This window comes from Streptomyces sp. NBC_01142 (assembly GCF_026341125.1).
Taxonomy (GTDB): Bacteria; Actinomycetota; Actinomycetes; order Streptomycetales; family Streptomycetaceae; genus Streptomyces.
Genome location: NZ_JAPEOR010000002.1, coordinates 2,182,501 through 2,195,234, shown reverse-complemented (window position 1 = coordinate 2,195,234; position 12,734 = coordinate 2,182,501). Strand labels below are relative to the sequence as shown.

Here is a 12,734-nt window from a genome sequence, read left to right as displayed (position 1 = left end):
GTCGGCCCAGGGTCCTCGCTCGGCGGTCGCCGTTCGTCGGCCGCCGGTCAGTCCTGCCCGTACCGCGGGTCGACCGACTCAGGGGCCAGCCCCAGCAGCTCCGCCACCTGCTCCACGACCACCTCGTGCACCAGCATGGCGCGCTCGTCGCGATTCTTCGTCCGGATCTCGACGGGCCGTCGGTAGATCACGACGGTGGCCGGCCGTTCCTTGTCCGCGGGAACAGAGCTGCCCAGCGGCACCGACTCCTCCGGCGCGCCCGGCACGTCCAGTACGAGGAAATCGACGTCCGCCAGCTGTGGCCAGCGCCGCTCCAGCCGTTCCACCGAGTCCTGCACCAGGTCCCGGAACGACTCGGACCGGCTGGTCGCGAGGGGGACCTGGGGCGGGGCGACGGGCCCGCGCATGCCGCGGCCGTGGCGGTCGCGGCGGCGCGGCCGTGGTTCGGTCGGGCGGGGCGGTACAGGACTGTCCATCACTGACGCAGGGTAGCTCTCCACGGCGTACGGCGATCGAGTCTGCGCCTCAGGTCCGCTGCATGTCGCCAATTGAGCATTTCGGCCAAGGTTGGGCCCGATTGTGCAACACCCGGCGATCGGAGATCACATCGTGATTGTCCTTATTTACCCCAAGTCATGATCGCATCACGGGCGGTCGCCGCCCGCGCACTTCTCTTCCCGTGCAGGTCAGGCCAGTTGCTCGGGGAGCGGCCAGGCCGGGCTTCGCGGCACGACACGGGGGAGTGACCTGGTGGAGAGTCGTCGCAGCCCGCTCAAGAGTGCGGTACCGTCCAACGTCGTGAGCCCTGTACGTCGCTGTTCGCGCACCGCGTGCGGCCGCCCTGCCGTCGCGACACTGACGTACGTCTATGCCGACTCGACTGCGGTCCTCGGCCCGCTCGCCACCTACGCCGAGCCCCACTGCTACGACCTGTGCGCCGAGCACAGTGAGCGGCTGACCGCCCCGCGCGGCTGGGAGGTCGTGCGGCTCACCGATGGTTCCGCCCCGGCCCGCCCCAGCGGCGACGATCTCGAAGCGCTTGCCAATGCCGTACGTGAGGCGGCGCGTCCCCAGGGACGGACGGCGGAGGCCGGCTCCCCGGGCGGTCGCCGGACGGCAGACCCGAGGGAGGTCGCGCGCCGCGGCCACCTGCGGGTGCTGCGTTCCCCGGATCCCTGACCCACCTGGCCCGCGGGGTTCCTGAGCCCCGGGCTACGTGGCCCGCGGATTCCTTGGGTCTTGGGCCACCTGGCCCGCGGGATCCTTGAGTCCGGGCTGCCTGGCCCCCGGATTCCTGCCCCGGATTCCTGCCCTGGGCTCCTCGCCCGCGGGATTCCTGATGCCCGGGCTCCTCGGTCCCGCGCTCCCCGCTCCTGAGCCCCCGCCTCTCTGCCGCCCTCGCCTCCCGTGCCCTCGCCTCGCGGCAGGCTCCGCATCCCGCCGCTCACTCTCATTCATTGAACCCTGCACGGAATTCCGTCCGGGCCATCGACCTCCACTTGCCGCGGACACGCCCATTCCCTCGCTTGCTGGGGATCGCACTGCGACATCCCGCGGCGTTCTTTCGGCCGGCTCCCCGACGCCCCCCCGTAGCCGGGTGCTCGGCATTGCCTTCTGCCGCGTACCTGCTCGAAGCCCTCGCCGGTTTCGGCGCGCCGGTCGCCATCTGCGCGGTGGTGCTCGTCGCGCTCGGCGTCGACCCGGTATGGCTGCGTCGACCCGGTCAAGGCCGCGGTCGTCGCCCTCGTTGCAAACACCGCGTCCGTCGCCTTCGGCGGGATGGACATCCTCTTGGTGACACTCGCTCAAGTCACCGACCTGCCACGGGATTCGGTTGCCTCGATGGTCGGCCGACAGGCGCCGCTTCTCGCCCTCGTCGTACTGCTCGTGCTGGTCGCTCTGGTGGACGGCCGGCGAGCGGTCTGCGTGAAACCTGGGCGCCCGCGCCCGCGTTCGCCTGCGGATTCGCTTTCGCCGCAGCCCAGTTCGCGGCAGCCGACCGTGTCTCGGTCCAACTCGCCTGCATCAGCGCTGTGTTGTTCGGCGCGACGGCCCTGATGGCTGTGCCCGCGCACGCGAGCCGGCCAGAGGAACCGGTGCCATCGGCTACTTCGTCGCGGCGGCGGGGGTGGAGCTCGCTTGTCTGCCGCCGGGTCAGGACGATCGCGTGCGCGGCACATCGGGCTCGTGGGGAACGAGGTCGATCTGCTGCGCAAGATGCTTCCCTGGAGCCCGGCGACCGCTGCCGGCCATGCGCATGATCGTCACGGCACGGAGCGCGGCGGCACTGGGCTGGATGCTGACTCAGCTTGTCCGGGTAGTTTGGGGTGACCGCAGAGACTTCAGGAGGGATGGCCCGTGACTGCTGATCTGTCGCAGATCGTGAAGGCGTACGACGTGCGCGGGGTGGTGCCGGATCAGTGGGACGAGGCGCTGGCGGAGCTGTTCGGCGCGGCGTTCGTCCAGGTGACGGACGCTTCGGCGATCGTCATCGGCCATGACATGCGGCCGTCGTCGCCGGGACTTTCGGGGGCCTTCGCGCGCGGCGCCGCCGCCCGGGGAGCGGATGTCACGCTGATCGGCCTGTGCTCGACGGACCAGCTGTACTTCGCTTCGGGGAAGTTCGGCCTGCCGGGCGCGATGTTCACCGCCTCGCACAACCCGGCGCAGTACAACGGCATCAAGATGTGCCGGGCGGGTGCGGCGCCGGTGGGCCAGGACACCGGTCTGGCCGACATCCGCGCACTGGTCGAGCAGTGGTCGGAGTCGGGTGCCCCGGCCCCGGCCGACGTGCCGGGCACGGTGAGCGAGCGGGACACGCTGACGGACTACGCGGCGCATCTGCTGTCGCTGGTGGACCTGTCGGCGATGCGTCCGCTGAAGGTGGTCGTGGACGCGGGCAACGGCATGGGCGGGCACACGGTCCCGACCGTTTTCGAGTCCCTCCCGCTCACTCTCGTACCGATGTACTTCGAGCTGGACGGCACCTTCCCCAACCACGAGGCGAACCCGCTGGACCCGGCGAACATCGTCGACCTGCAGGCTCGTGTGCTGTCCGAGGGCGCCGACCTGGGCATCGCCTTCGACGGCGACGCGGACCGGTGCTTCGTCGTGGACGAGCGGGGCGAGGGCATCTCCCCGTCGGCGATCACGGCGCTGGTCGCGGCCCGCGAGCTGGCCAAACACCCCGGCGGCACGGTGATCCACAACCTGATCACCTCCTGGTCGGTGCCGGAGGTCGTACGGGAGAACGGCGGCGAGGCGGTCCGTACCCGGGTCGGCCACTCCTTCATCAAGGAGGAGATGGCCCGCACCGGAGCGATCTTCGGTGGCGAGCACTCGGCGCACTACTACTTCCGTGACTTCTGGAACGCCGACACGGGCATGCTCGCGGCGCTGCACGTCCTCGCCGCCCTGGGCGGCCAGGACGGCCCGCTCTCCGAGCTGGTCGCCCAGTACGACCGCTACAGCAGCTCCGGCGAGATCAACTCCACGGTCGACGACCAGGCGGGCCGTGCGGCGGCGGTGAAGGCGGCGTACGTATCCCGTGAGGGCGTCACGCTCGACGAGCTCGACGGACTGACGGTGACGGCGGCGGACTGGTGGTTCAACCTCCGCGCGTCCAACACGGAGCCGCTGCTGCGCCTGAACGTGGAGGCGCGGGACGAGGTGACGATGGCGAAGGTCCGCGACGAGGTCCTGGCGCTGGTACGCGCGTCCTGAGGGAGGCGGGGCGGGGGTACGGGTAGGAAACACGTACCCCCGCCCCGTACCCCCTGCCGCGCACAGCAAGGACCCGGCACCCCCCAGAACGCGCCGCACCCCGCCCCCCGGCGGTAGGCTGACGTGGCTCAAACCGCATGACCGCGACAGCGTGCTCGACCACCGTCGACATGCGACATGCCCGAAGGGACAACCCTCATATGCCGCTCGAAGCCGGCCTCCTGGAGATCCTCGCCTGCCCGGCCTGCCACGCCCCGCTGGACGACCGCACGGCAGCCGACACGCCCGAGCTGATCTGCACCGGCAAGGACTGCGGCCTGGCCTATCCGGTACGGGACGGCATCCCGGTTCTGCTCGTCGACGAGGCACGCAGGCCCGCGTAAGCACGCACCGGCGCCGAGCACCCCGGCACGGCCCAAGCTCGGCACCACGGCACGCACAGACTTACCGCAGCACCGCACGCCACAGATTCACCGCACCACCGCACCGCACCAGCTCACCGAGTCATCACTCAGAGCAACCGCACGGACAAGCGAAAGCGCACCACCCCCCTCGCACGTGCACGGCGATCGGAGGCCCACCCACATGCTCGACGAGTCGCTCCTCGATGCCCCGGACGCCCTGGCCCGCGCAGATCGACGAGGCCTCCTCCGTGGCGCTGCCGAGGCCGGGGCGCGTGTGCGCACCGCCGCCCGGCACGCCGCCGAGGCCGGCATCGCCGAGCTGACGCCCGAGGGCCGCCCCCGCGCCGTCCTCGTCGCGGGCCCCGGCCATGCCGCCACCGGCGTCGCCGACCTGATTGGCGCCCTCGCCGGCGCCGCCGCCCCCGTCACCCGGCTGCACCCCACCGGCGTCGCCCCGGCCGCCGGCGCCCTGCGCTGGGCGCTCCCCGGCTGGGCGGGCTCCGTGGACCTCCTGCTCATCGCGACGACCGACGGCAGCGAACCCGGCCTCGCTCTCCTCGCCGAGCAGGCGTACCGCCGCGGCTGCACCGTCGTCGCCGTAGCCCCGCAGCGGTCCCCGCTCTCCGAGGCGGTCGACGGCACGCACGGCATGGTCGTTCCGATGGCCACCGCCCCGCACGAGCTGTACGAGGAGACGCAGGCCGCGAGCCCCGGCGCCCTCTGGGCGCTGTTCACTCCACTGCTCGCCCTCCTCGACCGCCTCGACCTGCTCGAAGCGACCCCGGAGACTCTCGCCAAGGTGGCCGACCGCCTCGACAGCACCGCCGAACGGTGCGGCCCGGCCATCGCCACGTACAGCAATCCGGCCAAGACGCTTGCTGCCGAACTCGCCGACAGCCTGCCGCTCATCTGGACGGAAGGCGGTGGCGCCGGCCCCGTGGGCCGCCGCTTCGCCGCCGTACTGGCCGAGCTGGCCGGCTGTCCCGCCCTCGCCGCCGAGCTGCCGGAGGCGCTCCCCGCGCACGGCGTGCTCCTGGTGGGCGACTTCGCGGCCGGTGCCGACCCGGAAGACTTCTTCCGTGACCGCGTCGATGAGCCGCAGGCCCTGCGGGCTCGTGTCGTACTGCTCCGCGACCGCCCTGCCGGCGGACTCACCGCCGCCCCCGCCGCCCGTGAGCTGGCACTGAGTCACGACACCGCGATCAGCGAGCTCGAACCGGCGGAGGGCAGCGAGCTGGAGTCGATCGCCGAACTCCTCGCCGTCACCGACTTCGCCGCCGTCTATCTGGCCCTGGCCGCGCCGGGCGTCCCGACGTAACGGCCACACTCGGCAAGGAAGACCAAGGAAGATCAAGGAAGACGATGGATCGCCTCTCCAACACCGTGCGCCCATACGCCTGGGGTTCCAGGACCGCCCTTCCGGAACTGCTCGGCATCTCGCCGACCGGCGAGCCGCAGGCCGAGATGTGGATGGGCGCCCACCCCGGCGCCCCCTCCCGCATCACCCGCAACGCGGGCAGCGAGGAACCCCTTTCCGGCCTCATCGCCGCCGACCCCGAGCGGGAACTGGGCGCCGCGGCGGTCGCGAAGTTCGGCCCGCGCCTTCCCTTCCTCCTCAAGGTTCTCGCCGCCGGCGCCCCCCTCTCCCTCCAGGTGCACCCGGACCTCGCACAGGCGAAGGAGGGGTACGCCGCCGAGGAGAGCGCGGGCATCCCGATCGACGCCTCCCACCGCAACTACAAGGACGCCAACCACAAGCCCGAACTGATCTGCGCGCTCACGCCGTTCGACGGCCTGTGCGGATTCCGCGAGCCGACCGAGTCCGCCGACGCCATCGCGGCGCTCGAGGTGAACTCGCTCAAGCCGTACGTCGACCTCCTCCGTGCCCACCCGGAAGAGGCCGCGCTCCGCGAGGTCCTGACCGCCGTCCTGAGCGCCGACCCCGCCGAGATGGCGACGACAGTCGCCGAAGCGGCGGCCGCGGCGGAACGGCTGGGCGGCGCCTACGCCCCGTACGCCTCGCTCGCGCACCACTTCCCCGGCGACCCGGGCGTCATCGCCGCCATGCTGCTCAACTACGTTCAACTGCAGCCCGGCGAGGCCCTGTTCCTGGGCGCCGGCGTCCCGCATGCGTATCTCAACGGCCTCGGCGTGGAGATCATGGCCAACTCCGACAACGTGCTGCGCTGCGGACTGACCCCCAAGCATGTGGATGTCCCCGAACTGCTGCGTATCGTCCGCTTCGAGGCGCGCGACGCGGCCGTCCTGCGCCCCGAGGCCTCACCCTCCGGTGAAGAGGTCTACGACACCCCGATCGACGAATTCCGCCTCTCCCGCTACGTCCTGGCCGCGGGCGCAGCGCCCCGCGACCTGACCGCTCCCACCCCCCAGATCCTGCTCTGCACGGCGGGCAGCGTCACGGCCGGGGATCTCACCCTCGCCCCGGGGGAGTCGGCGTTCGTCCCGGCGGGGGGCAAAGCGGAGATCTCGGGCACCGGACCGGGTTCCGGCACGGTCTTCCGCGCGACTGTGGTGGCCTGAGGCGACGCCGTCTTCGGGTGCTGCAACAATGGCGCACCGCAAAGACCGGGCAAAGCCCGGGCGGCGACCGACGTACGCACGAAGGGACATCCGGCACACATGAGCGCGTCAGGCGGAACCAAGGCGATCGTGGCGGCACTCGCCGCCAACCTCGCGATCGCGGTAGCGAAGTTCGTTGCGTTCCTGTTCAGCGGCTCGTCGTCGATGCTGGCGGAGAGCGTCCACTCGCTCGCGGACTCCGGCAACCAGGGGCTGCTGCTCCTCGGCGGCAAGAAGGCCCAGCGCGAGGCCACCCCGCAGCACCCCTTCGGCTACGGGCGTGAGCGCTACATCTACGCCTTCCTCGTCTCCATCGTCCTCTTCTCGGTCGGCGGCATGTTCGCGATCTACGAGGGCTACGAGAAGATCAAGGAACCGCACGCGATCGAGGCCTGGTACTGGCCGGTCGGCGTCCTCGTCTTCGCCATCATCGCGGAGACGTTCTCCTTCCGGACGGCCATCAAGGAGTCCAACACGATCCGCGGCAAGCTGACCTGGACCCAGTTCGTCCGCCGCGCCAAGGCCCCCGAGCTTCCGGTGGTCCTCCTGGAGGACCTGGGCGCGCTGGTCGGTCTGGTGCTGGCGCTGGGCGGCGTGAGCCTGGCGCTGGCCACGGGCGACGGCGTCTGGGACGGCATCGGCACGCTCTGCATCGGTGTGCTGCTGATCGTGATCGCGATCGTCCTGGCGGCCGAGACCAAGTCCTTGCTGCTGGGCGAGGCGGCCGGCACGGAAGACGTCGAGAAGATCAAGGCGGCCATGGTGGACGGTGAAGTGGTCACCGGCATCATCCACATGCGTACGCTGCACCTCGGCCCGGAGGAGCTGCTGGTCGCCGCCAAGATCGGGGTTGCGCACGACGGCACGGCCAGTGAGGTCGCGGATGCGATCAACGCGGCCGAGGACCGGATCCGTACGGCGGTTCCGATCGCCCGTGTGATCTACCTGGAGCCGGACATCTACAGCGAGTCGGCGGCGGCGTCGGGCACCAACCCGGCCAAGTCCCCGGGCGGCTCGACCCCGGACACCGCCCACTGACCTCATGAAGCATGGAGAAGGCCCCCCGCCACTGGGCGGGGGGCCTTCTCCATGCGCCTACGCGTATTCATGCGCTACGCCTACGAGTTCATGCGTTGCGCGTTCACGCGTTCACGCGCTTCCGAGTACGAGTTCTACGCGTACGAGAACGGAGGCGGCGCGGCAGCCGACCGGTACGGCTTCCGCCCCACCAGCCACCCGGCCAGCCCGCAGCCCATACCGACCAGGGCCAGTACGCCCCCGAGCGGGACACCGGCCATCAGCAGCATCGGCACGGCCACGTCGTCGGTCAGCCGGCCGTGCACCTGCGCCCCCGCGAACGTGCCGGAGTGCTCGGAGAGGAAGAAACGCGAGTCGTTCGAGTTCCCGCGGTTGTCCCCGAGCAGGAACACCCGCCCCTGCGGCACCGTGACGCTGTAGCGCCCGTACCCGTTGTCGGCGGAGACACCCTTCAGATACGGCTCCGAGAGGGGCATGCCGTCCACGGTCACCTGCTGCTCGTCCGTACAGCACGCCACCTGGTCTCCGCCCAGCCCCACGATGCGCATGAGCGCGTATCCCTCGTACCGGTCGGGCGAGCTGACGAGAACGACATCGCCCCGGCGGAGCTTCCCGCTGTCGACCTTTTCGGCAAGGAGCCGATCACCTCGGCTGTAGGTCGGCTCCATGCTGGCGCCCGCGGCAAAGGCGGTGATGTACCCGGCCTTGACGAGCAGGAAGGACACCACCCCCAGCACCACCCCGAGGGGCACCAGAACCCACCCGGCGATCCTCAGCCCCCGCCCCTGCCGCATATCCGACCCTCCTGCAAACCGTGTGACTGTGCGCGCGGAGAGTACAGCCGGACCTCGCACGGCCGAGCGTGCGGGACCCGGTTGCGTTCACTGCGTACGTGGCTGCGTCCACGGCGTCCACGGCGTCCACTGCGTCCACGGCGTATGACGCACAAACGGACTACTGGATCCCGCCCAGCACCCGAGGGCCGCCGCCTCGTCGGGCGCCGCCGTCAGCCGCTCCCGGAAGCCGGTGTCCATGAGCTTGCGCGCCACCAGCTTGCGGGACAGCAGCGTCAGAATCCGCAGATGTTCATCGCCGGCGGCAGCCTCCGGCACCGTGCGTGCGGGACGGCGATCGGCAGCCGCAGCAGCAACGTGCAACAGCTGCGCGCGACCGTAAAGTGCCGTCAGCCCACGCGTCAGGCCCGCCAAACCTCGGAATCGGCTGGATCCCGGCGCGGGTGGGCTGGGGTCCACTGGGCCGATCGGTGTAGATTCGTGACCAGAGTCAGACGTCGCTGCTGATGGCGGTCGGGCGGTCCTGTTTCTGCAGACCGACCGAGGGAGAGAGGGCCTCCGACGGACTGCACTGCGAGGGCCCGGGCATTCGTATGCCCACGGCCGCCGCAGAGCCAGCCGTACCCACCCTCGACCCACACCACGAGGAGCAGCTCGCATGTCGACTGTCGCCACTGGCCAGGACTTCAAGGTCGCCGACCTTTCCCTCGCCGTTTTCGGCCGCAAGGAGATCACTCTCGCCGAGCACGAGATGCCCGGTCTGATGTCGATCCGTAAGGAGTACGCGGCTTCGCAGCCGCTGGCCGGTGCCCGGATCACCGGTTCACTGCACATGACGGTGCAGACTGCCGTCCTGATCGAGACCCTGGTCGCACTGGGCGCCGAGGTCCGCTGGGCGTCCTGCAACATCTTCTCCACCCAGGACCACGCGGCCGCCGCCATCGCGGTCGGCCCGAACGGCACCCCGGAAGCCCCCCAGGGTGTCCCCGTCTTCGCCTGGAAGGGCGAGACGCTGGAGGAGTACTGGTGGTGCACGGAGCAGGCGCTGACCTGGCCGAACACCCCCACCGGTGGCCCGAACATGATCCTGGACGACGGTGGTGACGCCACCCTCCTGGTCCACAAGGGTGTGGAGTTCGAGAAGGCCGGCGCGGCCCCGGACCCCTCGACCGCGGACAGCGAGGAGTACGGCTACATCCTGCGCCTGCTGAACCGCACCCTCGGCGAGGCACCGCAGAAGTGGACGCAGCTGGCGTCCGAGATCCGTGGTGTCACGGAGGAGACGACGACGGGTGTGCATCGTCTGTACGAGATGCACCGGGACGGGAGTCTGCTGTTCCCGGCGATCAATGTGAACGACGCGGTGACGAAGTCGAAGTTCGACAACAAGTACGGCTGCCGGCATTCGCTGATCGACGGGATCAACCGTGCTACCGATGTGCTGATCGGTGGCAAGGTCGCGGTCGTGTTCGGTTACGGCGATGTGGGCAAGGGCTGTGCGGAGTCGCTGCGTGGTCAGGGTGCCCGGGTGATCATCACTGAGATCGACCCGATCTGTGCGCTGCAGGCGGCGATGGACGGCTACCAGGTGGCCACGCTGGACGACGTGGTGGGTGTCGCGGACATTTTCGTGACCACGACGGGCAACAAGGACATCATCATGGCCGCGGACATGGCCAGGATGAAGCACCAGGCGATCGTCGGGAACATCGGTCACTTCGACAACGAGATCGACATGGCCGGTCTGGCCCGGACTCCGGGGATCGTCAAGGACGAGGTCAAGCCGCAGGTGCACACCTGGACGTTCCCGGACGGCAAGGTGCTGATCGTGCTGTCCGAGGGCCGTCTGCTGAACCTGGGCAACGCGACCGGTCACCCCTCCTTCGTGATGTCGAACAGCTTCGCGGACCAGACGCTGGCCCAGATCGAGCTGTTCACCAAGCCGCAGGAGTACCCGACCGACGTGTATGTGCTGCCCAAGCACCTGGACGAGAAGGTCGCCCGTCTGCACCTGGACGCGCTCGGCGTGAAGCTGACCACGCTCCGTCCCGAGCAGGCCGCCTACATCGGCGTCGAGGTCGACGGCCCGTACAAGCCCGACCACTACCGCTACTGATCGGCTACTGACACACCCTCAGCAGCAGGTACCAGCGGTACCAGGCAGGCCCCCGCACCCCCGTGTCGGGGGCCTGCCCCATACCGGCCTCGAACGGCTCCCCGGCAAGAGCCTCACCGCACAAGGACACCCAAGCGCCCATGCCCCGCGGCCGCTATTCGCTCCACGATCCGCACGATCACACCCCCCTCGGCGAAGAACACTTCCAGTGCGCGCCAGGCCCCTCCGGCTGGCGCTACGTCTCCCAGATCACCACCCCCTCCGGCGACCACGCCGGCTCTGTCGACCTCGCCCTCGACGAGCTCGGCCGCCCCATCCGTCTCGAACTCCACGCCGCGAGCTGGCAGGTCCGCGGCGCCGCCCTCGACGGTGTCACCTGGGTCCGTACCGACCCCACCGGCACTTACGCCACCGAAGGCAACGTCCGCGCCCACGCCTTCACCGGCACATCCCCCGCCTTCCTTGTCGCCACCGCACGTCTCCTCCGCCTCACCCCCGGTTCCCCCGCGACCCGCGTCCGCCTCGTCGCCTTCACAGACCCGGTCCTCGCCCCCCGCACCGTCGACCAGTCCTGGGCCCTGATGAAGAGTGAAGCGCATGCCACTGACAATGGCCCCCTGATGGTGGACGCATACCAGGTCAGCGCCCTGGACACGGGCGAACAGCACGTCGTCCACGTCGCCGGGGACGTGGTCCTGACAGCCCCCGGCATCGAACTCGAAGACCTGGAGACCCCGCCCTCGGTCTTCCCCTGACCGCTGGGCCTTCCGCTCGGCCTACGCGGGCGGCGCAAACCCCGTGGCCGAAGACGTCCCGCCGTCCGGCGTCCCCCGCCGCTCCGCACCCGGCACCGCACCGGGCATCCCCCGCCGCTCCGCACCCGGCACCGCACCGGGCATCCCCCGCCGCTCCGCACCCGGCGCCGGCTCGGTCTTCGCGGCCGCCCCGAGCGGCAAGCCGGCCTCCCCGGCATCTGCCGCCGCACCCCCCGCCGGAGCCCAACCGCCACCAGCGGCATCACCCGCCGCCACCACCCCTGCGGCCCCCGGGGCCCCACCACTCGCCGGTACCGCGCCGTGGACCACCGGCCCCGGAACCACCCCGGCCGACCGTCCTCCCGCCGCCGCCCCGAAGGCCCGCCGGGCATCACGTGCCTGCCGCTCATTCACCACGGCGGCCAGATACGAGGCCGACGGCACCCCCTCCGGCGCGGGCGCCCCCGTGCACGCCGCCAGATCAGCGGCCAGTCGCCCCGCCATCGACCGGCCCACGGCCGGGTCCAGCTGCCTCATCCGCGTCAGGTACTGACGTATCGCGAGCCACAGATCATCCGGCACCCCCGACAGATCCAGCTCGGCGAACCGCCCCACGAGCCACGGCGGAGGCGGCGGCACCACCATCCCCCGCCCCGACGGCACCCGCTCCCGCACCACGAGCGTCCCCGCGAACACATCCCCGATCCGCCGCCCCCGCGCCGACACCAGCGAGGCGATGCAGGCGATGACCCCGAACGACATGAGGATCTCCACCACGCTCAGCGCCCCCCGCACCAGCGCATGCCGGAACCGGATCGGCCCCCCGTCGTCCCGCACCACCCGCAGCCCACAGGCGAGTTTTCCGAGGGACCGCCCGTGGCTGAGGGTCTCCACGGCTATCGGCGCCCCCACCAGGACCAGCAGAAACGTCGCTATCGACACCGCCATGACCGCCGCCTCGTCCAGCGAGGCCGTCGCCACCGCAAGCCCGATCGACACCAGGAGATACGCCGCCCATACCACCGCAAGATCAATCACCACAGCGAGCGCCCGGCTGGGCAGTCTCGCCGGCTGCAGGCCCAATACGACCGCGTCCCCCGTCACAAGCGCACTCACTGCAGCCCCTTTGCCGTCGAACTTCCCTGCCCCTTGATTCCTCAGTCTGCCAAGCTGGCCCGCAGCGCGCCGCAGTAGTACGGACCCGTACGCACCAGTGCCTGGAGCAGCAGCCGACCATGGACCTCGATGTCTTCGTGACCGCCCACCGCGCCGAGTGGGACCGCCTGGACTACCTCCTGCGCAGGGGGCGCCATCTCACCGGCGC

General features: G+C 70.6%; 13 protein-coding genes and 1 pseudogene (1 of these 14 running past the window's edge). 10 read left to right on the top strand and 4 right to left on the bottom strand.

Going from position 1 to position 12,734, the window contains the following annotated elements:
- Nucleotides 1-47 precede the first annotated feature (47 nt).
- A complete protein-coding gene (locus tag OG883_RS27380; protein WP_266545916.1) occupies nucleotides 48-476 on the bottom strand; it encodes a metallopeptidase family protein in 429 nt (142 codons plus the stop codon).
- A gap of 274 nt (nucleotides 477-750) precedes the next feature.
- Here OG883_RS27380 and OG883_RS27375 point away from each other — a divergent pair, with 274 nt between their 5' ends.
- From OG883_RS27375 to OG883_RS27345, 7 genes and pseudogenes are all read left to right on the top strand, one after another.
- Nucleotides 751-1,179 (top strand): DUF3499 domain-containing protein, encoded by a 429-nt coding sequence (locus OG883_RS27375; RefSeq protein ID WP_266545913.1) that lies wholly within the window; start codon nucleotides 751-753, stop codon nucleotides 1,177-1,179.
- Nucleotides 1,180-1,539: 360 nt separating this feature from the next.
- Nucleotides 1,540-2,108: pseudogene (locus OG883_RS27370) on the top strand (L-lactate permease); the annotation flags it as partial.
- A gap of 250 nt (nucleotides 2,109-2,358) precedes the next feature.
- Entirely contained in the window at nucleotides 2,359-3,723 is a 1,365-nt protein-coding gene (locus tag OG883_RS27365) for a phosphomannomutase/phosphoglucomutase (protein WP_266545912.1), read from the top strand.
- Between the two features lie 200 nt (nucleotides 3,724-3,923).
- Entirely contained in the window at nucleotides 3,924-4,106 is a 183-nt protein-coding gene (locus tag OG883_RS27360; RefSeq protein ID WP_100107426.1) for a Trm112 family protein, read from the top strand.
- Between the two features lie 202 nt (nucleotides 4,107-4,308).
- A complete protein-coding gene (locus tag OG883_RS27355; RefSeq protein ID WP_266545910.1) occupies nucleotides 4,309-5,445 on the top strand; it encodes an SIS domain-containing protein in 1,137 nt (378 codons plus the stop codon).
- 44 nt (nucleotides 5,446-5,489) lie between these two features.
- The gene (gene manA / locus OG883_RS27350) at nucleotides 5,490-6,668 is read left to right on the top strand and encodes a mannose-6-phosphate isomerase, class I (RefSeq protein ID WP_266545908.1); all 1,179 of its coding nucleotides are present in this window, start codon (nucleotides 5,490-5,492) and stop codon (nucleotides 6,666-6,668) included.
- A gap of 99 nt (nucleotides 6,669-6,767) precedes the next feature.
- Nucleotides 6,768-7,745 (top strand): cation diffusion facilitator family transporter, encoded by a 978-nt coding sequence (locus OG883_RS27345; RefSeq protein WP_266545906.1) that lies wholly within the window; start codon nucleotides 6,768-6,770, stop codon nucleotides 7,743-7,745.
- Between the two features lie 134 nt (nucleotides 7,746-7,879).
- Here the strand turns inward: OG883_RS27345 and lepB are convergent, their stop codons facing one another.
- Both lepB and OG883_RS27335 read right to left on the bottom strand, forming a co-directional pair.
- Nucleotides 7,880-8,539 carry a signal peptidase I gene (gene lepB, locus OG883_RS27340; RefSeq protein WP_266545903.1) on the bottom strand — a complete coding sequence of 220 codons (660 nt, stop codon included), beginning with the start codon at nucleotides 8,537-8,539 and terminating at the stop codon, nucleotides 7,880-7,882.
- A gap of 87 nt (nucleotides 8,540-8,626) precedes the next feature.
- The gene (locus OG883_RS27335) at nucleotides 8,627-8,857 is read right to left on the bottom strand and encodes a hypothetical protein (protein WP_266549700.1); all 231 of its coding nucleotides are present in this window, start codon (nucleotides 8,855-8,857) and stop codon (nucleotides 8,627-8,629) included.
- A gap of 340 nt (nucleotides 8,858-9,197) precedes the next feature.
- Between OG883_RS27335 and ahcY the strand changes: the two genes are divergently transcribed.
- Nucleotides 9,198-10,655: an adenosylhomocysteinase gene (gene ahcY / locus OG883_RS27330; RefSeq protein WP_266545900.1), complete on the top strand. Its 1,458-nt coding sequence runs from the start codon at nucleotides 9,198-9,200 to the stop codon at nucleotides 10,653-10,655.
- A gap of 140 nt (nucleotides 10,656-10,795) precedes the next feature.
- The gene (locus OG883_RS27325; RefSeq protein ID WP_266545897.1) at nucleotides 10,796-11,410 is read left to right on the top strand and encodes a hypothetical protein; all 615 of its coding nucleotides are present in this window, start codon (nucleotides 10,796-10,798) and stop codon (nucleotides 11,408-11,410) included.
- 21 nt (nucleotides 11,411-11,431) lie between these two features.
- On the opposite strand, the gene OG883_RS27320 is transcribed toward OG883_RS27325, so the two are convergent.
- Complete coding sequence (locus tag OG883_RS27320) at nucleotides 11,432-12,526, bottom strand: RDD family protein (protein WP_266545894.1); 1,095 nt, start codon at nucleotides 12,524-12,526, stop codon at nucleotides 11,432-11,434.
- A 119-nt stretch (nucleotides 12,527-12,645) separates the two neighbouring features.
- Between OG883_RS27320 and OG883_RS27315 the strand changes: the two genes are divergently transcribed.
- Nucleotides 12,646-12,734, top strand: the start of a protein-coding gene (locus tag OG883_RS27315) for a stage II sporulation protein M (protein ID WP_266545891.1). Its footprint extends 919 nt past the window's final position; 89 of the gene's 1,008 nt are visible here — the first part of the coding sequence; its start codon is at nucleotides 12,646-12,648; the stop codon falls past the right edge of the window.